The 25,185-nt window shown below is 72.9% G+C and carries 24 protein-coding genes; 18 read left to right on the plus strand and 6 right to left on the minus strand.

The features are described 5' to 3' along the window. Positions 1-16 precede the first annotated feature (16 nt). Together tal and tkt are read right to left on the minus strand one after the other, a co-directional pair. Entirely contained in the window at positions 17-1,141 is a 1,125-nt protein-coding gene (gene tal / locus AWW66_RS14395) for a transaldolase (RefSeq protein ID WP_067365596.1), read from the minus strand. Between the two features lie 16 nt (positions 1,142-1,157). Beyond that, positions 1,158-3,296, minus strand: a complete 2,139-nt coding sequence (tkt, locus tag AWW66_RS14400) for a transketolase (RefSeq protein ID WP_067365599.1) — start codon at positions 3,294-3,296, stop codon at positions 1,158-1,160. Between the two features lie 259 nt (positions 3,297-3,555). Between tkt and AWW66_RS14405 the strand changes: the two genes are divergently transcribed. From AWW66_RS14405 to AWW66_RS14415, 3 genes are all read left to right on the plus strand, one after another. Beyond that, a complete protein-coding gene (locus AWW66_RS14405; RefSeq protein WP_067365602.1) occupies positions 3,556-4,512 on the plus strand; it encodes a heme o synthase in 957 nt (318 codons plus the stop codon). A gap of 239 nt (positions 4,513-4,751) precedes the next feature. Beyond that, positions 4,752-5,087: a hypothetical protein gene (locus tag AWW66_RS14410; protein ID WP_067365605.1), complete on the plus strand. Its 336-nt coding sequence runs from the start codon at positions 4,752-4,754 to the stop codon at positions 5,085-5,087. Between the two features lie 10 nt (positions 5,088-5,097). Next, positions 5,098-6,012, plus strand: coding sequence for an ATP-grasp domain-containing protein (locus tag AWW66_RS14415; RefSeq protein WP_067365608.1), 915 nt, complete (start codon positions 5,098-5,100; stop codon positions 6,010-6,012). A 519-nt stretch (positions 6,013-6,531) separates the two neighbouring features. On the opposite strand, the gene AWW66_RS14420 is transcribed toward AWW66_RS14415, so the two are convergent. Continuing rightward, entirely contained in the window at positions 6,532-7,515 is a 984-nt protein-coding gene (locus tag AWW66_RS14420; protein ID WP_067365611.1) for a COX15/CtaA family protein, read from the minus strand. A gap of 98 nt (positions 7,516-7,613) precedes the next feature. Here AWW66_RS14420 and AWW66_RS14425 point away from each other — a divergent pair, with 98 nt between their 5' ends. The 11 genes from AWW66_RS14425 (at position 7,614) to AWW66_RS14475 (ending at position 17,331) form a co-directional block, all read left to right on the plus strand. Further along, positions 7,614-8,375 (plus strand): helix-turn-helix transcriptional regulator, encoded by a 762-nt coding sequence (locus tag AWW66_RS14425; RefSeq protein WP_067365614.1) that lies wholly within the window; start codon positions 7,614-7,616, stop codon positions 8,373-8,375. Further along, complete coding sequence (gene sufB, locus AWW66_RS14430) at positions 8,372-9,802, plus strand: Fe-S cluster assembly protein SufB (protein WP_067365617.1); 1,431 nt, start codon at positions 8,372-8,374, stop codon at positions 9,800-9,802. The genes AWW66_RS14425 and sufB overlap by 4 nt, the downstream gene beginning before the upstream one ends. Before the next feature lie 92 nt (positions 9,803-9,894). Next, a complete protein-coding gene (gene sufD, locus AWW66_RS14435) occupies positions 9,895-11,040 on the plus strand; it encodes a Fe-S cluster assembly protein SufD (protein ID WP_067365620.1) in 1,146 nt (381 codons plus the stop codon). Continuing rightward, complete coding sequence (locus AWW66_RS14440; protein ID WP_067365622.1) at positions 11,040-11,384, plus strand: non-heme iron oxygenase ferredoxin subunit; 345 nt, start codon at positions 11,040-11,042, stop codon at positions 11,382-11,384. The genes sufD and AWW66_RS14440 overlap by 1 nt, the downstream gene beginning before the upstream one ends. Next, positions 11,384-12,157 carry a Fe-S cluster assembly ATPase SufC gene (gene sufC, locus AWW66_RS14445; protein WP_067365625.1) on the plus strand — a complete coding sequence of 258 codons (774 nt, stop codon included), beginning with the start codon at positions 11,384-11,386 and terminating at the stop codon, positions 12,155-12,157. The genes AWW66_RS14440 and sufC overlap by 1 nt, the downstream gene beginning before the upstream one ends. Positions 12,158-12,165: 8 nt before the next feature. Beyond that, entirely contained in the window at positions 12,166-13,470 is a 1,305-nt protein-coding gene (locus AWW66_RS14450) for a cysteine desulfurase (RefSeq protein ID WP_067365628.1), read from the plus strand. Then, positions 13,470-13,946 carry a Fe-S cluster assembly sulfur transfer protein SufU gene (gene sufU, locus AWW66_RS14455; RefSeq protein WP_067365631.1) on the plus strand — a complete coding sequence of 159 codons (477 nt, stop codon included), beginning with the start codon at positions 13,470-13,472 and terminating at the stop codon, positions 13,944-13,946. The genes AWW66_RS14450 and sufU overlap by 1 nt, the downstream gene beginning before the upstream one ends. Further along, a complete protein-coding gene (locus AWW66_RS14460; RefSeq protein ID WP_067365635.1) occupies positions 13,943-14,446 on the plus strand; it encodes a metal-sulfur cluster assembly factor in 504 nt (167 codons plus the stop codon). Before sufU ends, AWW66_RS14460 begins: the two co-directional genes overlap by 4 nt. Before the next feature lie 350 nt (positions 14,447-14,796). Continuing rightward, positions 14,797-15,672: a sulfurtransferase gene (locus AWW66_RS14465; protein ID WP_067365638.1), complete on the plus strand. Its 876-nt coding sequence runs from the start codon at positions 14,797-14,799 to the stop codon at positions 15,670-15,672. A 184-nt stretch (positions 15,673-15,856) separates the two neighbouring features. Continuing rightward, a complete protein-coding gene (locus AWW66_RS14470) occupies positions 15,857-16,483 on the plus strand; it encodes a LysE family transporter (RefSeq protein WP_067365640.1) in 627 nt (208 codons plus the stop codon). A gap of 200 nt (positions 16,484-16,683) precedes the next feature. Next, positions 16,684-17,331, plus strand: a complete 648-nt coding sequence (locus AWW66_RS14475; RefSeq protein ID WP_067365643.1) for an acVLRF1 family peptidyl-tRNA hydrolase — start codon at positions 16,684-16,686, stop codon at positions 17,329-17,331. A gap of 258 nt (positions 17,332-17,589) precedes the next feature. Here AWW66_RS14475 and ypfJ read toward each other — a convergent pair whose 3' ends face one another. Continuing rightward, positions 17,590-18,498, minus strand: a complete 909-nt coding sequence (ypfJ, locus tag AWW66_RS14480; RefSeq protein WP_067365706.1) for a KPN_02809 family neutral zinc metallopeptidase — start codon at positions 18,496-18,498, stop codon at positions 17,590-17,592. A 243-nt stretch (positions 18,499-18,741) separates the two neighbouring features. Between ypfJ and AWW66_RS14485 the strand changes: the two genes are divergently transcribed. The 4 genes from AWW66_RS14485 (at position 18,742) to AWW66_RS14500 (ending at position 23,754) form a co-directional block, all read left to right on the plus strand. After that, a complete protein-coding gene (locus AWW66_RS14485; RefSeq protein WP_067365646.1) occupies positions 18,742-20,346 on the plus strand; it encodes an ABC-F family ATP-binding cassette domain-containing protein in 1,605 nt (534 codons plus the stop codon). 208 nt (positions 20,347-20,554) lie between these two features. Beyond that, positions 20,555-20,782: a helix-turn-helix domain-containing protein gene (locus AWW66_RS14490; protein ID WP_007462679.1), complete on the plus strand. Its 228-nt coding sequence runs from the start codon at positions 20,555-20,557 to the stop codon at positions 20,780-20,782. A 43-nt stretch (positions 20,783-20,825) separates the two neighbouring features. Further along, positions 20,826-21,593 (plus strand): enoyl-CoA hydratase/isomerase family protein, encoded by a 768-nt coding sequence (locus AWW66_RS14495; RefSeq protein ID WP_067365649.1) that lies wholly within the window; start codon positions 20,826-20,828, stop codon positions 21,591-21,593. Positions 21,594-21,768: 175 nt separating this feature from the next. Then, a complete protein-coding gene (locus AWW66_RS14500; RefSeq protein ID WP_067365651.1) occupies positions 21,769-23,754 on the plus strand; it encodes an ABC transporter ATP-binding protein in 1,986 nt (661 codons plus the stop codon). Here the strand turns inward: AWW66_RS14500 and mug are convergent. Together mug and AWW66_RS14510 are read right to left on the minus strand one after the other, a co-directional pair. Continuing rightward, a complete protein-coding gene (mug, locus tag AWW66_RS14505) occupies positions 23,712-24,425 on the minus strand; it encodes a G/U mismatch-specific DNA glycosylase (RefSeq protein ID WP_083978489.1) in 714 nt (237 codons plus the stop codon). The genes AWW66_RS14500 and mug overlap by 43 nt on opposite strands. Next, positions 24,422-25,183, minus strand: coding sequence for an SDR family oxidoreductase (locus AWW66_RS14510; protein WP_067365658.1), 762 nt, complete (start codon positions 25,181-25,183; stop codon positions 24,422-24,424). The genes mug and AWW66_RS14510 overlap by 4 nt, the downstream gene beginning before the upstream one ends. Between the last annotated feature and the right edge of the window lie 2 nt (positions 25,184-25,185).

Genomic DNA, 25,185 nt, shown 5'->3' on the forward strand with positions numbered 1-25,185 from the left:
CGCCGGTGGCTCTCGCTCATGCGGAGCGTTCGCCGCTGCCGGCGGCGGCCAGCGAGGCACGGACGCCGTCGAGCAGCTCCTGCCAGCTCGCCTCGAACTTCTCCACGCCCTCCTGCTCCAGCGTGGCGATCACGTCGGACAGGTCGACCCCGACCGCCAGGAGCTGGTCGAAGACCTCGCGGGCCGCGGCGTACGCGCCGGTGATGGTGTCCGGCTGGGTCTCGCCGTGGTCGGCGTAGGCGTGGACCACCGACTCCGGCATGGTGTTGACCGTGCCGGGGGCGATGAGCTGCTCGACGTAGATGACGTCCCGGTAGTCCGGGTTCTTCGTCGAGGTGGACGCCCACAGCGGGCGCTGCGGGTGGGCACCGGCGTCGGCCAGGGCCTGCCAGCGCGCGGAGGAGAAGACCTCGCCGTAGCGCTCGTAGGCGAGCTGGGCGTTGGCCACGGCGGCCTTGCCGCGCAGCGCCTTCGCCTCGGCCGAGCCGATCTTCTCCAGCCGCTTGTCCACCTCGCTGTCGACGCGGGAGACGAAGAAGGAGGCCACCGAGCCGATGGTGGACAGGTCGTGGCCGTTGGCCTTCGCCTGCTCCAGGCCGGCCAGGAACGCCTCCATCACCTGCGAGTACCGGTCCAGGCCGAAGATCAGCGTGACGTTGACGCTGATCCCCTCGGCCAGGGTGGCGGTGATCGCCGGCAGCCCCGCCTCGGTCGCCGGGATCTTGATGAACAGGTTCGGCCGGTCGACCAGCCACCACAGCGCCTTGGCCTCGGCGACGGTCTTGTCGCTGTCGTGGGCCAGCCGGGGGTCCACCTCGATGGAGACCCGGCCGTCGACGCCCGCGCTGCCGTCGTACGACGGGCGCATCACGTCGCACGCCCACCGCACGTCGTACGTGGTGAGCATGCGGACCGCCTCCTCGACCTCCACCCCCCGGGTGGCGAGGTCGCGCAGTTGCCAGTCGTACTCGGCGGCGTCGCCGAGCGCCTTGGCGAAGATGGTCGGGTTGGTGGTCACCCCGGCCACGTGCTTCTCCCGGCGGAGCTGGTCCAGCCCGCCCGAGCTGAGCCGCACCCTCGAAAGATCGTCGAGCCAGACCGCCACTCCCGCGGCGGTGAGCTCACCCAGCCTGTCCGTCATGCCGCTCACGCTCCCTTCAGTTACCAGTGGTGAAACCCGTGATGTCACCCTGCCGGGTCAGGGCCGCGTGCGCGGCGGCCACGATCCGGTCGGGGGTGAACCCGAACTGCTCGAAGAGCACGGAGTGCGGGGCGCTCGCGCCGTAGTGCTCCAGGCTCACCGTCTCGCCGGTGTCACCGACGATGCCCTGCCAGGACATCCCGATGCCCGCCTCGACGCTCACCCGGGCCTTTACCCCGCGCGGCAGGACCGACTCCCGGTACGCCTCGTCCTGCGCAAAGAACCACTCCTGGCAGGGCATGGAGACGACCCGGGTGGGGGTGCCGTCGGCCTCCAGCCGCTCCCGGGCGGTGAGGCAGAGCTGCACCTCGGAGCCGGTGCCGATGATGATCACCTGGGGCTTGCCGGTGGACGCCTCGGCCAGCACGTAGCCGCCCTTGGCGACGCCCTCGGCGCCGGCCAGGGTCGACCGGTCCAGGGTCGGCAGGTTCTGGCGGCTCAGCGCCAGCGCGGTCGGCCGGTCGGTGTGCTCCAGCGCCACCCGCCAGGCCCAGACGGTCTCGTTGGCGTCCGCCGGGCGGACCACGTCCAGGCCGGGGATGGCCCGCAGCGCGGTCAGGTGCTCCACCGGCTGGTGGGTGGGGCCGTCCTCGCCCAGGCCGATCGAGTCGTGCGTCCAGACGTAGGTCACCGGCAGCTTCATCAGCGCGGCCAGCCGCACCGAGGGGCGCATGTAGTCGCTGAAGACCAGGAAGGTGCCGCCGTACGGGCGGGTGCCGCCGTGCAGGGCGATGCCGTTGAGGATCGCGCCCATGGCGTGCTCACGGATGCCGAAGTGCAGGGTGCGGCCGTACTCGTGGCCGGGGAAGTCCTTGGTGGCGTGCACCGCGGGGACGAACGAGGGCTCGCCCTTCATCGTGGTGTTGTTGCTCTCGGCCAGGTCGGCCGAGCCGCCCCACAGCTCCGGCAGCACCGGGGCGAGCGCCTCCAGCACCTTGCCGGAGGCGGCCCGGGTGGCGATGCCCTTGGCGTCGGCGGGGAAGGTCGGCAGGGCCTCGGTCCAGCCCTCCGGCAGGATCCGGCCGGCCAGCCGGTCGTGCAGCGCCTTGCGCTCCGGGTTGGCCTCCGCCCACGCCGCGTACGCCTGGTTCCACTCCTGCTGGGCCGCGTCGCCCCGGCCGAGCACCTGCCGGGCGTGGCCGAGGACGGCCTCGTCGACCTCGAAGGTGCGGGCCGGGTCGAAGCCGAGGATCTCCTTGGTGGCGGCCACCTCGGCGGCGCCGAGCGCCGAGCCGTGGATCTTGCCGGTGTTCTGCTTGTTCGGGGCGGGCCAGCCGATGATGGTGCGCAGCGCGATGAAGGACGGCTTGTCGGTCTGCGCCTTGGCGGCCAGCAGCGCCTCGTACAGCGCCTCGACGTTCTCGTGGTAGTCGCCCTGCTCCGGGTCCCCGGCACGCCAGTCGACGGTCTGCACGTGCCAGCCGTACGCCTCGTACCGGGCGGCGACGTCCTCGCTCTTGGCGATCCGGGTGTCGTCCTCGATCGAGATCTCGTTGTCGTCGTAGATCAGGGTGAGGTTGCCGAGCTGCTGGTGGCCGGCGAGGGCGCTGGCCTCGTGGCTGATGCCCTCCTCGATGTCGCCGTCGGAGGCGATGCACCAGATGTGGTGGTCGAAGACGGAGGCGCCCGGCTCGGCGTCCGGGTCGAGCAGGCCGCGCTCGCGGCGGGCCGCCATCGCCATCCCGACCGCGTTGCCCAGGCCCTGGCCGAGCGGCCCGGTGGTGGTCTCCACGCCCGGGGTGTGGCCGTGCTCCGGGTGACCCGGGGTGAGCGAGCCCCACTGCCGCAGCGACTTGAGGTCGTCCAGGCTGAGCGGGTACCCGGAGAGGAAGAGCTGGATGTAGAGGGTGAGGCTGGAGTGCCCGGCGGAGAGCACGAACCGGTCCCGGCCGGTCCAGTCCGGGTCGGTGGGGTTGTGCCGCATGACCCGGTTGAACAGCAGGTACGCCGCGGGCGCCAGGCTCATCGCGGTACCCGGGTGGCCGTTGCCGGATTTCTCCACGGCGTCCATGGCCAGCACGCGGGCGGTGTCCACCGCTCGGCCGTCGAGGTCGGTCCAGTTCAGTGTCGAGTGATCGGGACGGTTGGCAGCCACGATGTCTGTGCTCCTCGGTTGGGCGGAACCCTCGGTCATGACCCTATCGAGCGGTTCTAAACATCCGCCCAGGGATCGGGTGATGGTCTGCGGTACGGGACGGACCCCCTCCGGCGTTCATCGCGCACTGTGACGGCCCGCACCCTTGTCGGGTCGTTCGGGCAGCGAAAACGACGCCGCGTAGGCTGTCGGTCGGTGTGTGGCCCCGATCCGGGCCCGCCCGACCCGATCCCCTGCCGACGCCGGAAGGTGGCAATCCGTGAGCATGATCACCGAGCGCCCCGTCAGCAAACCTGCCGGGCAGCCGCCGGTGCGCACGGAGGACAGCCCCACGGTCGCCCGGCGGGACGTGCGGGCGGTCGTCGCGGCGTACGTCGCGCTCACCAAGCCCCGGATCGTGGAACTGCTGCTGGTCACCACCGTGCCGGCGATGATGCTCGCGGCCGGCGGGATGCCGTCGCTGTGGCTGGTGGCGGTGGTGCTGGTCGGCGGCTCGCTCGCGGCCGGCGCGGCGAGCGTGCTCAACTGCTACATCGACCGGGACATCGACCAGTTGATGCGGCGCACCAAGCGTCGCCCGCTGCCCGCGCACACCGTGTCGCCGCGCAGCGCGCTGGTCTTCGGGCTGGTGTTGGCGGTGGTGTCGGTGGCGCTGATGGCGGCGTTCACCAACCTGCTGGCCGCCGGGCTGACCCTCGCCGCGATCGTCTACTACGACGTGGTCTACACGCTCTGGCTCAAGCGGACCACCACGGCGAACACGTTCTGGGGCGGGGCGTGCGGGGCCGCGCCGGTGCTGATCGGCTGGGCGGCGGTCACCGGGTCGCTCGCCCCGGCCGCCTGGGCACTCTTCGCGGTGGTCTTCTTCTGGCAGATGCCGCACTTCTACCCGCTGGCGATGAAGTACAAGGCGGACTACGCGCGGGCCGGCATCCCGATGCTGCCGGTGGTGGCCTCGCCCCGCCGGGTCAACGCCGAGATCGTGATCTTCGCCTGGCTGACCGTGCTCACCTCGCTGGCGGTCTGGCCGCTCGGGATGAGCCCGATCTACGGGCTGCCCACCCTGGTGGTCGGCGCGATCTTCGTGATCGAGGCGCACCGGCTCGCCGGCCGGGTGAACCGGGGCGAGGCCGTCAAGCCGATGCGGCTGTTCCACTGGTCGACGACGTACCTGACGATCGTCTTCGCCGCGGTCGCGTTGGACGCCCTGATCTGACCCGGCCGCCCGGGTCCCTTCCGCGCCCCGACGGGGCGGTGGTGGGGGATATGAGGCGGGTGTCGGGTGAATGTCTTTCTACGACAAATCTTGTAACATTTCCCGCCCGAATGGGAAGTTTATAACGGAAATATCCGGTCAAATGGGACGGCTGGGAAGTCAAACCTCCAGGTAATGGGCATCACAATAAGTTCATCGTTCCCGCCCACGTGGATGGAACTCTGCTTAGGCTTCGCGTCATGGCAGAAGGTTCCGATACAACGCTGACCGCCGACCAGGGCACCCCGGGACAGGCCCCCAACGGCCTGGTCGCGGGCATCCGGTCGTTCGCCGGCGAGCACGGCGGCGCGAAGGCGGTCATCGAGTACGTCGGCAAGCGGGGGGCCCGCATCGTCCTGGTCGGCACCGACGGGGCGTGGGGCGACCAGTTCGCCGACGACACGGTCGTCGCCCGGCAGGCTTGCGCGCTGGCGGGGGTCGACGTGGAGAACGCCTGGGAGCGGGAGCTGATGGACCAGATGCGCCCGAGCAACGACCTGTGGCGGTCGATGGCCCGCCGCACCATGGCCCGCTGACGCCCGCACCGTGACCGACCACCACCAGCCGACCCGGGGGCGACCCCGGGTCGCTCTCGTCACCTGCGCCGGCCTGCCCGACCTCGACCCGGACGACCGGCTGGTGCTCGCCCCGCTGGCCGCCGCCGGGATCGAGGCCACCGCCGCCGTCTGGGACGACGGCACGGTCGACTGGGCCGGGTACGACCTCGTCGTGCTCCGCTCGCCCTGGGACTACATGCTGCGCCACGCCGAGTTCGTGGCCTGGGCCGACACGGTGCCCCGCCTGGCCAACCCGGCCGACGTGGTCCGCTGGAACACCGACAAGCGCTACCTCGCCGAGCTGTCGGCCGCCGGGGTACCCACCGTGCCGACCTCGTGGATCGCGCCCGGGGAGCAGTGGACCCCGCCCACCAGCCACGGCGAGTACGTGGTCAAGCCGGCGGTCAGCGCCGGCAGCCGGGACACCGGCCGGTACGACCTGGCCGATCCGGACCACCGGGAGCTGGCCGCGGCGCACGTCCGCCGGCTCACCGACGCCGGCCGGCACGTCATGGTGCAGCCGTACCTGACGGCGGTGGACACCGCCGGCGAGACCGCCCTGCTCCACCTGGCCGGCCCGGACGGGCTCCGGTTCAGCCACGCCATCCGCAAGGGGCCCATCCTCACCGGCCCCGACCGGGGCGTCGACGGGCTGTACCGGGCCGAGGAGATCACCCCCCGGACGGCCACCCCGGAGCAGCTCGCGGTCGCCGGGCGGACCCTGGCGGCGGTGCCCGGTGGCACGGACCGCCTGCTCTACGCCCGGGTGGACCTCATCCCCGGCCCGGACGGGGAGCCCGTCCTGGTCGAGCTGGAGCTGACCGAGCCGTCGCTGTTCGTCGGGTACGCCGACGGCGCTCCCGAGCGGCTCGCCGAGGCCATCCGTCACCACCTGTCCGGCTAGCCGGCGCGCCCGGCTGCCGGGTGGTCCAGCTTCCGGGTGGTCGGGCGGCTGGCGGTCCGGGAGCTGGGCGGTCCGGGAGCTGGGCGGTCCGGGAGCCGCGTCCGGCGGCCGATCCGGGTCGGTGAGGTCGGTGGAGAAGCCTTTCGGGCTGCCCCGTCTGTGGGACCAACCCTTCTGTGGGGGCCGACCCTTCTGTGGACCGGCCCCTCTGTGGGGCCGACCCGTCTGGGGAAGCGACCCGCTGTGTGGCGGCGCGTCCGGAGGGCCTTCCGCCTGCTGGGGTGGCCACCGCGTGCGGAGGGCCACCGCGTGCGGAGGGCCACCGTCTTCGGGAGACCCGGAGCACGCCCCGTCCGTGGGGGCAGCTCGACAGGCTGTGCGAGGCGTGCTCCCGGCGCGGGCGACCCTCCGGTGCACGCGGCGGAGGCCCGGCGCGGGCGACCCGCCGGCGCAGGTGACCTGGGGCGGGTGGACTTTCGGGGCGGCGGCGGGTGGGCTCCCGGGAGAATGCCCGCTCGGCTAGGCGCTGACCGGCACCGGTGGCGCAGTCGGGGCTGCCGGCTCGACCGGCGCGCTCTGGTCGGAGGCGGGCGGCGCCGGGCGGCGCTCCCGGGTCGACCAGAGCATCCCCAGGGTGGCCAGCAGCACCAGGCAGGAGCCGACCATGTGCGCGCCGACCAGCAGCGCGGGCAGGTCGGTGAGGTACTGCACGAAGCCGATCACGCCCTGGCTTAGCTCCACCGCGACGAGCACCACGGCGGCGCGGGTGGCCCGCCGCGCTCCGACGGCGCGGAACGCGAAGATCAGCGCCACGGAGAGCCCGAGCAGCAGGAACACGCCGTCGGCGTGCACCTGGGAGATGGCCTCCGGGTCCAGCCCGTTGCGGGCGGCGCCGTGGTCGCCGGCGTGCGGGCCGCTGCCGGTCACCCAGGTCCCGACGACCAGCACCGAGGCGCTGACCACGGTGGTGAGCCGGGCCAGGGTACGCAGCGGGCCCGGCACCGTCGGCACCACCGGGCCGTCCGGGTCGATGATCCGGCGCCAGAGCGCGTACGCCACGGCGATCACCACCATCGAGGCGAGGAAGTGCAGCCCGACCACCCACGGGTTCAGGTCGGTCAGCACGGTGATGCCGCCGATCACCGCCTGCGCCGGGATACCGGCGAGCACCCCGACCGCCAGCGGCAGCAGCCCCGGCCGCCGGGGCCGGTGCAGCAGCACCGCCACCACCACGGCGAGCGCGATCGCCCCGACGCCGAAGGTGAGCAGCCGGTTGCCGAACTCGATCACCCCGTGGATGCCCATCTCCGGGGTGTTGACGTACGACTCGTCGGTGCACCGGGGCCAGGTGGGGCAGCCGAGGCCGGACGCGGTCAGCCGGACCAGCCCGCCGGTGGCGACGATTCCGACGTTCGCGACGATCGACGCGAGCGCGAGTCGGCGCAGCAGGGTGTCGGAGACCGGAAACCGGGGGGAGAGCGTCACGTCGTGAATCCTACGCACGGTAGTTTTGACGCTTCGGGCGACTCCGCAGGCCCGGTGCTCCGGATCACCCGGACCCGAGTTTGCGGAGCTTCCCCGAAATACGTAACGTTGGCGTTGTGAAAAAGGGGGCGGCGCTCGACGGGCACCGACCGACGGCCGGGACGGCCGCCGGTGCCTCGGCGTCCCCGGTCGCCGACGTCCCCACCCGCGACCGGGTGACCCAGTTGCTGCTGGAGCGGGGCGCGACCACCGCCGCGCAGCTCGGCACCGCGCTCGGGCTCAGTCCGGCGGCGATCCGCCGGCACCTGGACGCGATGCTCGCCGACGGCGACGTCGTCGCCCGCGAGGAGGCCGTGCGGGGGCACCGGCGCCGGGGCCGCCCGGCCAAGGTCTTCCTGCTGACCGACGCGGCCCGGGTGCGCTGCGGCACCCACCACTACGACAACATGGCCACCGCCGCGCTGCGTTGGATCGCCCGCACGGGCGGTTCGGCGGCGGTGGAGACGTTCGCCGCGGAGCAGGTCGCCGCGCTGGAGGCCCGCTGCCAGGCCGCCCTGGCCGACGCCGGGGACGACCCCCTGGCGCGGGCGGCGGCGCTCGCCGCGGCGCTGACCGCCGAGGGGTACGCCGCCAGCGCGACCGCGATCGCCACCGGCGGGCAGCTCTGCCAGCACCACTGCCCGGTGGCGCACGTGGCCGCCGAGTTCCCGCAGCTCTGCGAGGCCGAGACCGCGGTGATCTCCCGCCTGGTCGGCACGCACGTGCAGCGTTTGGCAACCATCGCGCACGGCGACGGGGTGTGCACCACGCACATCCCCACCCAGCCGGGGCGTGAGCAGTCCGGAAGAACCGTCACCACTGTGAGGACAGATAGATGACCGAGCAGATCGTCCAGCCCCTGACCCAGGAGGAGCAGCTCGCCGCCCTGGGCAACTACGAGTACGGCTGGGCCGACCCCGACGTGGCCGGCGCGGTCGCCCAGCGTGGCCTCAACGAGGCGGTGGTGCGGGACATCTCGGCCAAGAAGAGCGAGCCGGCCTGGATGCTCGACCTGCGGCTCAAGGGCCTGCGGCTGTTCGGCCGCAAGCCGATGCCGGCCTGGGGCGCCGACCTCACCGGGATCGACTTCGACAACATCAAGTACTTCGTCCGGTCCACCGAGAAGCAGGCCACGAGCTGGGAGGACCTGCCGGAGGACATCAAGAACACCTACGACAAGCTGGGCATCCCCGAGGCGGAGAAGCAGCGCCTCGTCGCCGGCGTCGCGGCCCAGTACGAGTCCGAGGTGGTCTACCACAAGATCCGTGAGGACCTGGAGGAGCAGGGTGTCGTCTTCCTCGACACCGACACCGCCCTCAAGGAGCACGAGGAACTCTTCAAGGAGTACTTCGGCACGGTGATCCCGGTCGGCGACAACAAGTTCGCCGCGCTGAACACGTCCGTGTGGTCCGGCGGCTCGTTCATCTACGTGCCGAAGGGCGTGCACGTGGAGATCCCGCTGCAGGCGTACTTCCGGATCAACACCGAGAACATGGGCCAGTTCGAGCGGACGCTGATCATCGTCGACGAGGGCGCGTACGTGCACTACGTCGAGGGCTGCACCGCGCCGATCTACTCCTCCGACTCGCTGCACAGCGCGGTCGTGGAGATCATCGTGAAGAAGAACGCCCGGTGCCGGTACACGACCATCCAGAACTGGTCGAACAACGTCTACAACCTGGTCACCAAGCGCGCCGTCTGCCACGAGGGCGCGACCATGGAGTGGATCGACGGCAACATCGGCTCCAAGGTGACCATGAAGTACCCGGCGGTCTACATGACCGGCGAGCACGCCAAGGGCGAGGTGCTCTCGGTGGCGATGGCCGGCGAGGGCCAGCACCAGGACGCCGGCGCCAAGATGGTGCACGCCGCGCCGCACACCTCCTCGACGATCGTGTCCAAGTCGATCGCCCGGGGCGGCGGCCGGACCTCGTACCGGGGGCTGGTGCAGGTGCTGGAGGGCTCGCACCACAGCGCCAGCACCGTCAAGTGCGACGCGCTGCTGGTCGACACGATCTCCCGCTCGGACACCTACCCGTACGTCGACATCCGTGAGGACGACGTGTCGATGGGGCACGAGGCCACCGTCTCCAAGGTCAGCGACGACCAGCTCTTCTACCTGATGAGCCGGGGGCTGAGCGAGGACGAGGCGATGGCGATGATCGTGCGTGGGTTCATCGAGCCGATCGCCAAGGAACTCCCGATGGAGTACGCCCTGGAGCTCAACCGCCTGATCGAGCTGCAGATGGAGGGCGCGGTCGGCTGACGCCGTCCGCTCCCGCGCGGCGGGTCGGGCACGCCCCGGCCCGCCGGACCAGGCCCCAGACACCGTCGTCCCGGAAACAGACCAAGGAAGAGATGACCACTCAGGCTTCCGCGCCGCCGCCCAGCACCAAGTCGCAGGCGCTCCGCTCGTACGACGTCGCCGACTTCCCGGCCCTCACCGGCCTGGAGGAGGAGTGGCGTTTCACCCCGCTCAAGCGGCTGCGCGGGCTGACCGGCGAGGCCCAGGCCCCCACCGGCACCGTCCGGCACGAGTACGGTGACCTGCCGGCCGGCGTCACCGTCGACCGGATCGGCGCCGACGACGCGCGGGTGGGCAGCGTGCTCACCCCGGTCGACCGGATCAGCGCCCTGGCGTACGGCGGCGCGTCGACGGCGCTGCTGCTCGCGGTGGCCCCGGAGGCGGTGGTGGCCGAGCCGGTGACCCTGCGGGTGGTCGGGGACGGCGCCGAGGGGCTGGCCTTCGGGCACACCGTCGTCGAGGTGGGCCGGTTCGCCGAGGCGACCGTGGTGCTGGAGCACGTCGGCTCGGCCACCCTGGCCGACAACGTCGAGGTGACGGTGGCCGACGGGGCGAAGCTGACCCTGGTCACCGTGGCCGACTGGGCCGCCGACGCGGTCCAGGCGCAGCACCTGAAGGTGAGGCTGGGCCGGGACGCGCGGGTCACCCACGTCCAGGTCACCCTCGGCGGGGACCTGGTCCGGCAGTACACCACCGTGGAGTACACCGAGCGGGGCGGCGAGGCCGAGCTGTACGGCGTCTACTTCGCCGACTCCGGGCAGCACCTGGAGCACCGGCAGCTCGTCGACCACACCGTGCCGGACTGCCGCAGCCACGTCGGGTACCGGGGCGCGTTGCAGGGCGCCGACGCGCACACCGTCTGGGTGGGTGACGTGCTGATCCGGGCCGAGGCGACCGGCACCGACACGTACGAGATCAACCGGAACCTGCTGCTCACCGACGGCGCGCGGGCGGACTCCGTACCCAATCTGGAGATCGAGACCGGCGAGATCGCCGGCGCCGGCCACGCCAGCGCGACCGGCCGCTTCGACGACGAGCAGCTCTTCTACCTGATGGCCCGGGGCATCCCGGAGGCCGAGGCCCGCCGCCTGGTGGTGCGGGGCTTCTTCGCCGAGCTGATCAACAAGATCCCGGTCGAGGAGCTGCGGGACCGGCTCGGTGAGGCGATCGAGGCCCGGCTCGCCAAGGCCGGTGCCTGATGATCAGGATCTGTTCGACCGAGGACGTGCCGAAGGGCACCGTGATCAGCGCGGACGTCGACGGCACCCAGGTCGCCGTCGTGCACGCCGAGGACGGCACCTTCCACGCCGTGCACGACGAGTGCTCGCACGCGGCCGTGGCGCTCTCCGAGGGCGAGGTGGAGGACTGCACGCTGGAGTGCTGGCTGCACGGCTCCCGCTTCGACCTGCGCACCGGTGAGCCGACCGGGCTGCCCGCGACCGAACCCGTTCCCGTCTACGCCGTCGAGGTCCGCGACGGCGACATCTACATCCCGGTGGGCGACGACGGCCGCCCCCTGCCGAGCAATGGAGTGACCCGATAATGAGCACCCTGGAGATCCGCGACCTGAAGGTGTCGGTCAAGCTGCCCGAGGGTGAGCTCAAGCCGATTCTGGCCGGAGTCGACCTGACCGTGAAGTCGGGGGAGACCCACGCCATCATGGGCCCCAACGGGTCCGGCAAGTCGACGCTGGCGTACTCGATCGCCGGCCACCCCCGGTACGAGATCACCGGCGGCACGGTGACCCTCGACGGCGAGGACGTGCTGGCCATGTCCGTCGACGAGCGGGCCCGCGCCGGCCTCTTCCTCGCCATGCAGTACCCGGTCGAGGTCCCCGGCGTCTCGGTGGCGAACTTCCTGCGCACCGCGAAGACCGCCATCGACGGCGAGGCGCCGAAGCTGCGTACCTGGGGCGGCGAGCTGCGCGGGGCCATGGAGCGCCTCCAGATGGACCCGGCCTTCGCCCAGCGCAACGTCAACGAGGGCTTCTCCGGCGGCGAGAAGAAGCGGCACGAGATCGTGCAGCTGGAGCTGCTCAAGCCGAAGATGGCGATCCTCGACGAGACCGACTCGGGGCTCGACGTGGACGCGCTGCGCGTGGTCAGCGCGGGCGTCAACCGGGTCCGTGACACCGGCGACACCGGGCTGCTGCTGATCACCCACTACACCCGGATCCTGCGCTACATCAAGCCGGACCAGGTGCACGTCTTCGTCGCCGGCCGGATCGTCGAGGAGGGTGGCCCGGAGCTGGCCGACAAGCTGGAGGAAGAGGGCTACGAGCGGTACGTGGCCGGAGCCGGCTCGGCACGGGCCTGACTGCCGTCATGACGTCCATCGCGATTCCGGAGGGCATGCCGCAGTACGACGACGTGCCCCGGTTCGACGTGACGCGGGTGCGGGCCGACTTCCCGATCCTGGACCGGGAGGTCAACGGGCACCCGCTGGTCTACCTGGACAGCGCCAACACCTCGCACAAGCCCCGCCAGGTGCTCCAGGTGCTCGACGAGCACTACGCGCGGCACAACGCCAACGTGTCCCGCTCGGTGCACACCCTGGGCACCGAGGCCACCGAGGCGTACGAGGGGGCGCGGGCGAAGGTCGCCGCGTTCGTCAACGCGCCCAGCGTGGACGAGGTGGTGTTCACCAAGAACTCCACCGAGGCGATCAACATCGTGGCGTACGCGTTCTCCAACGCCTCGCTGCGCGCCGACGCCGACCCCCGGTTCCGGCTGGGGCCCGGTGACGAGATCGTCATCTCGGAGATGGAGCACCACTCGAACATCGTCCCGTGGCAGCTCCTGGCCGAGCGGACCGGCGCGACGCTGCGCTGGTTCCCGGTCACCGAGCAGGGCCGGCTGGACGAGTCGGGGCTGGACGACCTGGTCACCGAGCGGACCAAGCTGGTCTCGCTGGTGCACGTGTCGAACATCCTCGGCACGGTCAACGCCACCGCGCGGATCACGGAGCGGGTCCGCGAGGTGGGGGCGCTGCTGCTGCTGGACTGCTCGCAGTCGGTGCCGCACCTGCCGGTGGACGTGGTCGCGCTGGACGCCGACTTCGTCGCCTTCACCGGCCACAAGATGTGCGGCCCGACCGGCATCGGGGTGCTCTGGGGGCGGGGCGAGCTGCTCGCCGCGATGCCCCCGGTGCTCGGCGGCGGTTCGATGATCGAGACGGTGTCGATGGGGGGTTCCACCTTCGCCGCGCCACCGGCCCGGTTCGAGGCGGGCACCCCGCCGATCGCCGAGGCGGTGGCGCTCGGCGCGGCCGTGGACTACCTCACCGCGCTGGACATGCGGGCCGTGCAGTGGCACGAGAAGGAGATCACCGCGTACGCCCTGGACGCCCTGGCGTCCGTGCCCGGCCTGCGGATCTTCGGCCCGACGGTACCGGTGGGGCGGGGCGGGACGATCTCCTTCGCCCTCGGCGACGTGCACCCGCACGACGTCGGGCAGGTGCTCGACTCGCTCGGCGTGCAGGTCCGGGTGGGCCACCACTGCGCCAAGCCGGTCTGCACCCGCTTCGGGGTGCCGGCGATGACCCGTGCGTCGTTCTACGTCTACACCACCACCGGGGAGATCGACGCCCTGGTGGGTGCCCTGGAACAGGTGCGGAAGGTGTTCGACTGATGCAGCTCGACCAGCTCTACCAGGAGATCATCCTGGACCACTACAAGCACCCGCACGGCCGGGGCCTGCGGGACGCGGCGGAGCCGGGCGACCGGGTCGCCGAGGCGCACCACGTGAACCCGACGTGCGGGGACGAGGTGACGGTCCGGGTCGCCACCGACGGCGCCGTGCTGCACGACATCTCGTACGACGGGATGGGCTGCTCGATCAGCCAGGCGTCGGCGAGCGTGCTGCACGAGCTGCTGCGCGGTCGGGGCGCGGGGGAGGCGTTCGCGGTGCACGAGGCGTTCGTCGAGTTGATGTCCGGTCGTGGTCAGGTCGAGCCGGACGAGGACGTGCTCGGTGACGGGGTGGCGTTCGCGGGTGTCGCCCGCTACCCCGCCCGGGTCAAGTGCGCGCTGCTGCCGTGGATGGCGTTCAAGGACGCGGCGGCGCGCGCGGGAGTGGGCGCGAGCCCGACGGAGGTGACGGCATGAGCAGCGAGAACACCGCGACTGCGGCGACGCCGGAGGCGGGCGAGGGCGCCGTGACGCCGCCGACCGACGGCGTGGCCACCAACGGCGTGGCGACCGACGAGTCGGCGACCACCGGACCGGCCGCCAGCGACGCGGCGGCGAACGGGTCGGCGGCGAACGGGTCGGCGGCGGGCGGCAAGGCCAAGATCGCCGACATCGAGGAGGCGATGCGCGACGTCGTCGACCCCGAGCTGGGCATCAACGTGGTCGACCTGGGCCTGCTGTACGGCGTGCACGTCGACGACGGCAACGTCGCCACCCTGGACATGACGCTGACCTCGGCGGCCTGCCCGCTGACCGACGTCATCGAGGACCAGGCCCGGTCGGCGCTCACCACCGGCCCCGGTGGTGGACTGGTCGACGACATCCGGATCAACTGGGTGTGGCTGCCGCCGTGGGGCCCGGACAAGATCACCGACGAGGGGCGGGACCAGCTCCGTACCCTCGGTTTCAACGTCTGATCCGGCCGCGCCGGACGACCGCCGAGCGCGTCACCCACCCCGGGTGGCGCGCTCGACGGCTGTGGGGGCCGCCGGTGCGGCCCAGGCGCGAATCCGGGCGGGGCACGGGGCCGCCGGCGGGCGGCGAGGCCGCCACGCGGCACGCCGTCGGCAGCGGAGCCGCCGCTCGGGCCCGTCGGCAGGCAGCACGGCCGTCGTCGCCGCGCTCGGGCAGCGGTGCCGTCATCGGCCGTGCTGTCCGGTGAGCCGCGCCACCTGCTGGAATACCTGGTGAAGCGGGTGACTTGACGCCGGATGTAATCCCGTCCGAAGCAGTAGGGATTTTCGTGCCGACGACACCAGGAGGACCCATGGCACCCACCACGGCCCTGCCCACCCCGCTCGTCTCCACCGAGTGGCTCGCCGACCACCTCGACGACCCGACGCTGCGGATCCTCGACGCGACCGTGCACCTGGCCCCACCGGCCGAGGCGGGCGGGGCGTGGAGCCAGACAACCGGCCGGCCGGAGTACCTGGCCGCCCACATCCCCGGTGCGGCGTTCGCCGACGTCATCGCCGACCTCTCCGAGCCCGACGGCGGGTGGTTCACCAAGCCGTCGCCGGAGCGGTTCGCGGCGGCGGCCGGCCGGCTCGGCATCGGCCCCGACACCACGGTCGTGGTGTACGCGGTCAACGTGTTCTGGGCGACCCGGGTGTGGTGGCTGCTGCTCGCCAACGGCTTCGACAACGTGGCGGTGCTCGACGGCGGCTTCGGCAAGTGGACCGCCGAGGGGCGGCCGACCCGCTCCGGGGCGGAGAGCTACCCGCCGGCCGAGTTCGTCGGCACGCCCCGCCCGGAACTCTTCGCCGACCTCGCCGAGGTGCGACAGGTGGTGGAGAACGGCGGCGGCGCGTGCCTGGTCCACTCGCTGTCGCCGGAGGACTACCGGGCCACCGAGACGGTCAGCTACCCGCGTCCGGGCCGCATCCCGGGCAGCCGCAACGTCTTCGTGGCCGCCCTGCTCGACCCCGCCGACGGGACGTTCCGGCCGGTACCGGAGCTGCGCGAACTCTTCCAGGAGGTGCAGGCCGAGCCGGGCCGGAAGGTGACCTACTGCGGGGGCGGGATCGCCGCCACCGGGGACGCCCTGGCCCTGCGCCTGCTCGGGGAGACCGACGTGGCGGTCTACGACGGCTCGCTGATGGAGTGGACCAGCGACCCGTCCCTGCCGCTCGAGGTGGGCTGACCGGCGGTGACCCGCCCGCCCGTCGGGGCGGGCGGAAACCGGTGGTGACGGCGCGGGCGTGCGGGCACCATGAGCGGGTGATCGAGACGTACCCCGGCCGCCGCCCTCCCGTCACCACCGTGACCGGGAGCGCCCGGCGACAGCCGGTCCGGCCGGGTGCCGTCCCGGCCCGCCACCGACCCTCGTGACCACCGCCTTCCTGGCCGGCGTGGTCGCCGGCTACGGCGTCGCCGTGCCCGTCGGCGCGATCGCCGTGCTGGTCATGGGGCTCAGTGCCCGTACCTCGTTCCGGGTCGGCGCCGGGGCCGCGCTCGGCGTGGCCACCGCCGACGGGCTGTACGCCGCCGTGGCCGTCCTCGGCGGCGCGGCGGTGGCCGGCCTCGTCGCCCCGGTCGCCGGGCCGCTGCGGCTGGTCGCGGCGGGAGTGCTGCTCGCCCTGGCCGGGTACACCGCGTGGGGCGCGCTGCGGCCCCGCCCGGCGGTGCCCGGCCCGCCCGCCCGGGACGGCCTGGGCACCCCGGGCCGGGCCTTCGCCGGGGTGCTGGCCCTGACCGTGCTCAACCCGGCCACCGTGGTCTACTTCGTGGCCCTGGTGCTCGGCCGGGGCGACGTGGTCGGCGCGGACCGGCTCGCCGGGGCGCTTTTCGTGGCCGGCGTCTTCCTCGCCTCGGCGAGTTGGCAACTGCTGATCGCCGGTGGCGGCAGCCTGGTCGGCCGGGTGCTGACCGGGCCCCGGGGCCGGCTGGTGACCGCGCTGGCCGCCAGCGTGATCGTCGCGGCGCTGGCCGTCGTCACCCTGCTGGGCGGCTGACCCCGACCGTCGGTGCTCGCCAGCGGCTGCACTCCGGCCCGGACCAGGTGACCGCGCTCCTGCCGCGACCGGCTCCGCGCCAGCGACCACCCGCTGCCCGCTTGGCGAGCGGTTGATCGACTCGGGGATCCTGCCGTCACCCGGTTCCGGGCCGGCGACCACCCTGCCGCCGGGTGCGTCGGGTGCCGTACCGTCGGGTCATGTCCAGCCGACCCGCTGCCGGCGGCGGCCGGTGGGTCGAGGTCGACCCGGCCCGCGTCGCCCGCTGGGTCGACGGCTTCGCCGACCGGCACGGCCCACCCACCACCACCCCCCTCGGGTACGGTCTGCTGCTCACCGCCCCGGACGGGGCCACCGCCGAACTGCACACCCCACCCGGCGCGCGGCCCGCCGCCGACCTGACCGGATTCGTGGGTACCGCCACCGCGCCGCGCCGGCTCGGGCTGCTGCTCGCCCGCAAGGGCGCGGTCGCGGTCGGCGTGGCGGCCGGCGACGACCTGGTGGTGTCCAAGGTCGACACCCGGTACGTGCAGGGGCGCACCGCCGCCGGGGGCTGGTCGCAGCAGCGGTTCGCCCGCCGCCGGGACAACCAGGCGAAGGCCGCCCTCACCGACGCCGCCGACCTGGCCGTCCGGCTGCTGCTGCCGGCGGTGTCGACGCTGACCACACTGGTCTGCGGCGGGGACCGGCGGGCCGTCGACACCGTGCTCACCGACCGTCGCCTCGCGCCCCTGGCCGCGCTGCGCGCCGACCGGCTGCTCGACGTACCGGAGCCCCGGCACGCCGTCCTGGTCGCCGCGATCACCGCCGCCCGCGCCGTCCACATCCTCGTCCGCGACCCCGCGTAGGCGTGTAAGGAAGGGCCCCCTATTAACGCCTGCGGTAGAGCAGGGGCCCCTTGTTAACACCCAAGGCTCGCCCGCTCCGTCGCGGGCCCCGCCCGTCCGCCGACCCGCCCGTCCGCCGGCCCGCCCACCGTCGCGCGCCCGCCGGGCCGCTGCCCGCCGAAACGCCGCCCGTCGCCGTGCGTCCGGCGGCGGGCGGCGGGTCGTGAGAAGGGAACCCTTCTCTACCGTATGCGTTAATAAGGGGCCCTTCCTTACACCTCAGCTGGTGAAGGTGTTGCACTGCTGGGGGTCGCCGGTGTCGTAGCCCCGGGTGAACCACTCGCGGCGCTGGGCGGAGGAGCCGTGGCTGAACTCGTCCGGGTTCACCGGGCGGTTGGCCCGCTCGGCGATGGCGTCGTCACCGATCTTCTCGGCCGCGTCGATCGCCTGCCGGATGTCCTGCTCGGTGATGCTGGTGAAGATCCGTTGGCCGGTGTCGTCGGCGGTGCCGGTGGCGTTCTTCGCCCAGGCGCCGGCGTAGCAGTCGGCTTGGAGTTCCAGGCGTACCGACAGGGCGTTGGCGTTGCCCGGGTCGCGTTGCTGCTGGCGGCGGACCTGTTCGTTGGTGCCGAGCAGGTTCTGGATGTGGTGGCCGTACTCGTGGGCCAGCACGTACGGCTGGGCGAACTCGCCGGCCGCGCCGAGCTGGTCGGCGAGGACCCGGTAGAAGGTCAGGTCGATGTAGACCTGGCTGTCGGCGGGGCAGTAGAACGGGCCGACGCCCGAGTCGGCCTGGCCGCAGGCGGTGCTGACCGCCTGGCTGAAGAAGACGGTCCGGGTCGGCCGGTACTGCTCGCCGAACGCCTGGGGCAGGGCGGTGCGCCAGTACGCCTGGATCGAGTTGACGTACAGGGTGTTGCGGCAGTCGAGTTGCTCCAGCGCGTTCTCGGCCGCGCAGCGCTGCTCCAGCGCGGTGTTGTCGCCGGCCTCGCCGCCGTCGTTGAACGCGGAGTTGAGCCCGTAGCCGCCGCCGACCAGGGCGAGGACCACCGCGACGACCAGACCGACGAGGCCGCCCCGGCCCCCGCCGATCGGGATGGGGATGCCCAGCCCACCGCCGCCGCCCCCGGACCCTCGCCGGTCGTCCACCTGACTGGTGTCGATCCGCGCGTTCTCGTTCAGCTCCATGATGACCTCGATCACCCTCTGGCCGGTTGGTGTGGTGCGGGTGCCGGACCGGGTCCGGACGTCGCAGCCGTACCCGATGATCTTGCCCGGTAATCCGGGCGGGCGGCAGACCGGCGCCCGGTACACTTGTCGGGTGCTGCTCTGCGAAGGCTGAACCGCCCCGCGCCGACGGGCCCCGCGCCCGGCGGCGTTTTCGCGTGCCCCGAGTCAGCCCTTCTGGACCCCGAGAGCGAGTTCCCCGAAATGATCACTGCCACCGGCCTGGAGCTGCGTGCCGGCGCCCGGATCCTGCTGTCCGACACCACCCTGCGGGTGCAGCCCGGGGACCGGATCGGTCTGGTCGGCCGCAACGGCGCGGGCAAGACCACCACCCTCAAGGTGCTCGCCGGGGAGGGGCAGCCCTACGCCGGGCAGATCGACCGGCGCAGCGCGATCGGCTACCTGCCGCAGGACCCGCGTACCGGTGACCTGGAGGTCACCGGCCGGGACCGGGTCCTCTCCGCCCGGGGCCTGGACGTGCTGATGGCCCAGATGAAGGAGCTGGAGGCCCGGCTCGCGGACGCCCCCGACGACAAGCTGGTCCGCCGCTACGGCGCGCTGGAGGACCAGTTCGCCTCGCTCGGCGGGTACGCGGCCGAGGCCGAGGCGGCGCGGATCTGCGCCAACCTGGGGCTGCCCGACCGGGCCCTGGCCCAGACCATCGGCACCCTCTCCGGTGGTCAGCGCCGCCGCATCGAGCTGGCCCGGATCCTGTTCCGGGACGCGGGGGAGAACGGCGGGGGCATCCTGCTGCTCGACGAGCCGACCAACCACCTCGACGCCGACTCGATCACCTGGCTGCGCGGGTTCCTCGCCAACCACCGGGGCGGGCTGATCGTGATCTCCCACGACGCCTCGCTGCTGGAGGCGGTGGTCAACAAGGTCTGGTTCCTGGACGCCACCCGCAGCGTGGTCGACGGGTACAACCTGGGCTGGAAGGCGTACCTGGAGGCGCGGGAGACCGACGAGCGGCGGCGCCGCCGGGAGCGGGCCAACGCGGAGAAGAAGGCCGGCGCGCTGATGGCCCAGGCGGACAAGATGCGGGCCAAGGCCACCAAGACCGTCGCCGCGCAGAACATGGCCCGCCGTGCCGAGAAGCTGATCTCCGGCCTGGAGGAGGTACGGGTCTCCGACAAGGTGGCGAAGGTCCGGTTCCCGACCCCGGCCCCCTGTGGCAAGACCCCGCTGACCGCCACCGGCCTGTCCAAGTCGTACGGGTCGCTGGAGATCTTCACGGACGTGAACGTTGCGGTGGACCGGGGTTCCCGGGTGGCCATCCTCGGCCTCAACGGCGCCGGCAAGACCACCCTGCTGCGGATGCTCGGCGGGCTGCTCACGCCGGACACCGGTGAGGTGCACGCGGGGCACGGGCTGCGGCTCGGCTACTACGCCCAGGAGCACGAGACGCTGGACGTGGAGCGGACCGTGCTGGAGAACATGCGCGCCGCCGCGATCGAGCAGACCGACACCGACCTGCGCAAGATCCTCGGGGCGTTCCTCTTCTCCGGCGAGGACGTGGACAAGCCGGCCGGGGTGCTCTCCGGCGGGGAGAAGACCCGGCTGGCCCTGTCGACCCTGGTCTGCTCCGGCGCGAACGTGCTGCTGCTCGACGAGCCGACCAACAACCTCGACCCGGTCAGCCGGGAGCAGGTGCTCGACGCGATCGCCCGGTACCCCGGTGCGATCGTGCTGGTCACCCACGACCCGGGGGCGGTGGCGGCGCTCAAGCCGGACCGGGCCATCCTGCTGCCCGACGGCGACGAGGACGCCTGGAGCGACGACCTGCTGGAACTGGTCGAGCTGGCCTGACCCGGTCGGCCGGTCCCGGGCCACGCCGGCCCGGTCCGACGGCGGCACACGCGGCGGGCGGCGGGTCGGGAGCGTCACTCTATCGGGTAGCTGACACTGCATAGCGTGTCGGTTGGCGAAGAGTTGATATCTGGCGCATGATCGTTCGAGGCGGTCTAATAGGTGGGACCGTATCCGAACCGCACAGTCTGGGACGTGAGGAATCAACATGGCAGCCACTGGCACAGCCACCAGCACTGAGAAGGGTCGCCGGATCGTCGGAGCCGAGCGTCAGACGCTCGCCAAGGACCTGGTAAAGCGGTACACCTCGGGGGAGAGCATCCGCGCGCTCGCGGCCTCGACCGGCCGTTCCTACGGCTTCATCCACCGGGTGCTCACCGAGTCCGGGGTGCAGTTGCGTCAGCGTGGCGGCGCCCGTCGTCGTAAGAAGGCGTGATCCGCCCCGATTTGTCCAGCAAGGCCACCCCGTGGGGCGTTCGGTGACCCCCGGCGCCGACGGGGTACGCATCGACTGCGCCGGGCCGGTCGCGACGGTGACGTTGTGTCGGCCCGACGTGCTCAACGCGCAGACCCCGGCGATGTGGCACGCGGTGCGCGACTTCTCCCGGGACCTCCCTGGCGACGTGCGGGTCGTCGTCGTGCGCGGGGAGGGCCGGGCCTTCTCCGCCGGGCTCGACCTCGCGGTCGCCGGTGCCACCGGGCCGGGGTCCTTCACCGAGCTGGCCACCCTGCCCGAGGCGGCGTGCGCCGACCGGATCGCCGAGTTCCAGGACGCCTTCACCTGGCTGCACCGGCCGGACGTCATCTCGGTGGCCGCCGTGCAGGGGCACGCCATCGGCGCGGGCTTCCAACTCGCCCTCGCCTGCGACCTGCGGATCCTGGCCGACGACGCCCGGCTCTCCATGGCCGAGGTGACCCTCGGTCTGGTCCCGGACCTCGCCGGCACGAAACGGCTGGTGGACCTGGTCGGCTACGCGCGCGCCCTGGAGCTCTGCGTCACCGGGCGGCGGATGGACGCCGTCGAGGCGGACCGGATCGGCCTCGCCACGCTGGTCGTGCCCCGGGCCGAGCTGGACGACGCGGTCCGGGACCTCACCGCCGGCCTGCTGGCCCACCCCCGGGACGCGGTGGTGGAGATCAAGGCCCTGCTGGCCGGCGCCGCCGGCCGCTCGCCGGCCGAGCAGCTGCGCGCCGAGCGGGAGGCGCAGACCCGTCGCCTGCGCGACCTCGCCGGCCTGGGCGAGTAGCCGGCCCCGCCGCACCCGGGTAGCCTGCCCCGGCGGGACGCTGCGGAAGAACCGGGCGAGGTGCCGCGCGTAAGGACCGTTCGGGAACAGCCGGGTTACCACCGAGGTTGTCGTACTCGTCGGGAGAATTGACCCTGGCGGTCCCGACGATCCGGAGGTGACAGTGTCCAACCCGATGTCCGGCGGTGGCATGGCCGGGTGGAGCATGCTCCGGTCGATGCGCAACCAGGACGAGGTCTCCGCCCACCGGCTCACCCGTGGCACCAGCCGCCGCATCGTGGCGTTCGCCGGGCCGTACCGCGCGGACATCGTGGTCTTCCTGGTCACCGTCGTGCTGGCCGCGATCATCGGCGTCGCCACGCCGGTGCTGGCCGGTGACGTGATCAACGCGATCAACCGGGGTGGCCCCGACGCGGGCGCGCTGGTCGTCCGGCTCGCCCTGTTCATCGCCGGCCTGGCCGTGCTCGACGCGCTGCTCTCCCTGGCCCAACGGTGGTACTCGGCCCGCATCGGCGAGGGGATCATCCTCGACCTGCGGACCCGGGTCTACGACCACGTGCAGCGGATGCCGTTGCAGTTCTTCAACCGGACCCAGACCGGCGCGCTGGTCAGCCGGCTCAACACCGACGTGATGGGCGCCCAGCGGGCGTTCACCTCCACCCTGTCCGGGGTGGTCAGCAACGTCATCCAACTGGTGCTCACCGCCGCGGTGATGTTCACCCTCTCCTGGCAGATCACCGCGCTCTCGCTGGTGCTGCTGCCGATCTTCATCATCCCCGCCCGGCGGGTCGGCAAGCGGCTGGCCGAGATCACCCGGGAGTCGTACAACCTCGACGCGAGGATGAACGCGACGATGACCGAGCGGTTCGGCGTGGCCGGGGCGCTGCTGGTCAAGCTCTTCGGCTCGCCCGAGGAGGAGGCCCGCCGCTTCGCCGGGCGGGCCGAGCGGGTCCGCGACATCGGCATCCAGTCCGCCATGTACTCCCGGACGTTCTTCGTGGCGATGCTGCTGGTCGCGTCGCTGGCCCAGGCGCTCACCTACGGTCTCGGCGGCTGGCTGGCGGTCACCGGCAGCGTCAGCGCCGGCACGGTGGTGACCCTGGCGCTGCTGCTCACCCGCCTGTACGGTCCGCTGACCGCGCTCTCCAACGTCCGGGTGGACGTGATGAGCGCCCTGGTCTCCTTCGACCGGGTCTTCGAGGTGCTCGACCTGCGCCCCGGGATCGAGGAGAAGCCCGACGCGGTGCCGGTGCCCCGGGGTGACGGCCGGGTCGAGTTCCGCGACGTGCGGTTCCGCTACCCGAGCGCCGCCGAGGTGTCGCTCGCCTCGCTGGAGGAGGTCGCCGCGCTGGACCGGACGGTCAACGAGCCGGTGCTGCGGGGCGTCTCGTTCGCCGTCGAGCCGGGCCAGATGGTGGCCCTGGTCGGGCCCTCCGGGGCCGGCAAGTCGACGCTGTCGATGCTGGTCTCCCGGATCTACGACGTCACCGACGGGCAGGTGCTGGTCGGCGGCGTGGACGTGCGCGACGCCACCCTGTCCTCGCTGCGCGCCGAGATCGGGGTGGTCACCCAGGACTCCCACCTGTTCCACGAGACCATCGCGGCGAACCTGCGCTACGCCAAGCCGGACGCCACCGACGACGAGCTCTGGGCGGCGCTGGCCGGTGCGCAGGTCGCCGACCTCATCCGGGCGTTGCCGGACGGGCTGGAGACCACCGTCGGGGAGCGCGGGTACCGCTTCTCCGGCGGGGAGAAGCAGCGCATCGCGATCGCCCGGCTGCTGCTCAAGGCCCCGTCGATCGTGATCCTCGACGAGGCCACCGCGCACCTGGACTCGGAGAGCGAGGCGGCGGTGCAGCGGGCGCTGTCGGTGGCGCTGACCGGGCGGACCGCGCTGGTGATCGCACACCGGCTCTCCACCGTGCGCGACGCCGACCAGATCCTCGTCCTCGACGGCGGGCGGATCGTCGAGCGGGGCCGGCACGACGAACTGGTCGCGGTCGGTGGGCTCTACGCCGAGCTGTACCGCACCCAGTTCGCGGTCGCCGACTCGCCCAGCCCGTACGCCGACGCCACCGGCCCGGAGCCGGTGATCACCACCGTCGGGCCGATGGGCGGCTACGTCGCCGAGGAGGCGCTGCCCCCGTCCGCCGCGAACTGACCGGTCGCCACCCGTAACCGGGCGAACTCGGCGGCCAGGTCGGCGAGCTGGAAGTGCGCGTTCAGGCCGCTCGGGTTGGGCAGCACCCAGAGCCGTGCCTCGCCCAGTCGCTCCGGTTGCGGCCCGAACCGGGCCTTCGGCCGGGCGAACCCGGTCCGGTACGCGGTCACCCCCAGCACGGCCACCCACCGGGGCCGGTACCGCCGCACCGTGTCGGTGAGGATCCGGACCCCGGTGACCAGTTCCTCGGGGGTCAGTTCGTCGGCGCGGGCGGTGGCCCGCGCGGCCAGGTTGGTGATGCCCAGCCCGTACCGGGGCAGGTCGTCCTGCTGGCTCGGGTGCATCTGTTCGGGGGTGAAGCCGCCCCGGTGCAGGGCCGGCCAGAAGCGGTTGCCGGGCCGGGCGAAGTGCCGGCTGGTCGCCGCCGACCAGAGGCCGGGGTTGATCCCGACGAAGAGCACCGCCAGGTCCGGGGCGAGCACGTCCGGGAGGGTCCGGTCGACCGCCGCCGCCAACTCCTCCCGGCTCGGCCGGCGCGCAGCCGGCTCGTGCGGCGGGCGCGAAAGGCCCGTCGCCGGCTCGTGCGGCGGGCCCGGCCGGCGCGCCGCCGGTGGCCCGGCGGGCCGGCCGGCAGCGGTGTCGGGGCGGCCCCTCGGGGCGGGCGGGGTCACAGTCCGCGCAGCGCGCCACCGTCGACCGGCAGGGTGATCCCGGTCAGGTAGCTCGCGGCGGGGGAGAGGACGAAGGCGGCGACCCGGCCGAACTCGGCGGGCTCGCCGATGCGGCGCAGCGGGACGAGCGCCTCGGTCTCGGCGCGGGCCGCCTCCGGGTCGCTGTCGGCGGCCAGCAGGTCCTGGTACCGGTCGGTGAGGATGCGCCCCGGCAGCAGCCCGACCACCCGTACGCCCCGGGGGCCGTACGTGTCGGCCAGGTCCTTGGCCACCCCGGCCAGGCCGGGGCGCAGCCCGTTGGAGATGCCCAGCCCGGCGATCGGGGCCCGGACCGAGGAGGAGAGCACCAGGCCGATCGCCCCGCCGCCGGTCAGCGCGGCGGCGACGGTCCGGGCGGTGCGGACGGTACCGAGGAAGACCGTCTCGAAGGACGTCCGCCACTGCTCGTCGGTGACCTCGGCGGCGACGCCCGGCGGCGGTCCACCGACCGACACCAGTGCCCCGTCGAGCCGCCCGAAGTGGGCGCCGGCCGCCGCGATGAGCCGTTCGGGGGTCTCCGGGTGGGACAGGTCGGCGGCCACCCCCACCGCCCGCTGCGGGCCGCCGAGCCGGGCCACGGCGGCCGACACCGCCGCCGGGTCACGGGCCGAGACGACCACCCGGGCGCCGTCGGCGACCAGGCACTCGGCCGTGGCGAAGCCGAGCCCCCGGGAGGCGCCGGTCAGCAGGTACACCCGGTCGGTCAGTCCGAGATCCATAC

The organism is Micromonospora rosaria, assembly GCF_001567585.1.
Classification (GTDB): domain Bacteria; phylum Actinomycetota; class Actinomycetes; order Mycobacteriales; family Micromonosporaceae; genus Micromonospora; species Micromonospora rosaria.

What these genes read in the sequence shown, in the direction of transcription:
- tal (WP_067365596.1), bottom strand. Translation starts at nt 1,141, where the DNA reads ATGACGGACAGGCTGGGTGAGCTCACCGCCGCGGGAGTGGCGGTCTGG.
- AWW66_RS14410 (WP_067365605.1), top strand. Translation starts at nt 4,752, where the DNA reads ATGGCAGAAGGTTCCGATACAACGCTGACCGCCGACCAGGGCACCCCG.
- sufB (WP_067365617.1), top strand. Translation starts at nt 8,372, where the DNA reads ATGACCGAGCAGATCGTCCAGCCCCTGACCCAGGAGGAGCAGCTCGCC.
- sufD (WP_067365620.1), top strand. Translation starts at nt 9,895, where the DNA reads ATGACCACTCAGGCTTCCGCGCCGCCGCCCAGCACCAAGTCGCAGGCG.
- AWW66_RS14440 (WP_067365622.1), top strand. Translation starts at nt 11,040, where the DNA reads ATGATCAGGATCTGTTCGACCGAGGACGTGCCGAAGGGCACCGTGATC.
- sufC (WP_067365625.1), top strand. Translation starts at nt 11,384, where the DNA reads ATGAGCACCCTGGAGATCCGCGACCTGAAGGTGTCGGTCAAGCTGCCC.
- AWW66_RS14450 (WP_067365628.1), top strand. Translation starts at nt 12,166, where the DNA reads ATGACGTCCATCGCGATTCCGGAGGGCATGCCGCAGTACGACGACGTG.
- sufU (WP_067365631.1), top strand. Translation starts at nt 13,470, where the DNA reads ATGCAGCTCGACCAGCTCTACCAGGAGATCATCCTGGACCACTACAAG.
- AWW66_RS14460 (WP_067365635.1), top strand. Translation starts at nt 13,943, where the DNA reads ATGAGCAGCGAGAACACCGCGACTGCGGCGACGCCGGAGGCGGGCGAG.
- AWW66_RS14465 (WP_067365638.1), top strand. Translation starts at nt 14,797, where the DNA reads ATGGCACCCACCACGGCCCTGCCCACCCCGCTCGTCTCCACCGAGTGG.
- AWW66_RS14475 (WP_067365643.1), top strand. Translation starts at nt 16,684, where the DNA reads ATGTCCAGCCGACCCGCTGCCGGCGGCGGCCGGTGGGTCGAGGTCGAC.
- ypfJ (WP_067365706.1), bottom strand. Translation starts at nt 18,498, where the DNA reads ATGGAGCTGAACGAGAACGCGCGGATCGACACCAGTCAGGTGGACGAC.
- AWW66_RS14485 (WP_067365646.1), top strand. Translation starts at nt 18,742, where the DNA reads ATGATCACTGCCACCGGCCTGGAGCTGCGTGCCGGCGCCCGGATCCTG.
- AWW66_RS14490 (WP_007462679.1), top strand. Translation starts at nt 20,555, where the DNA reads ATGGCAGCCACTGGCACAGCCACCAGCACTGAGAAGGGTCGCCGGATC.
- AWW66_RS14500 (WP_067365651.1), top strand. Translation starts at nt 21,769, where the DNA reads ATGTCCGGCGGTGGCATGGCCGGGTGGAGCATGCTCCGGTCGATGCGC.
- AWW66_RS14510 (WP_067365658.1), bottom strand. Translation starts at nt 25,183, where the DNA reads ATGGATCTCGGACTGACCGACCGGGTGTACCTGCTGACCGGCGCCTCC.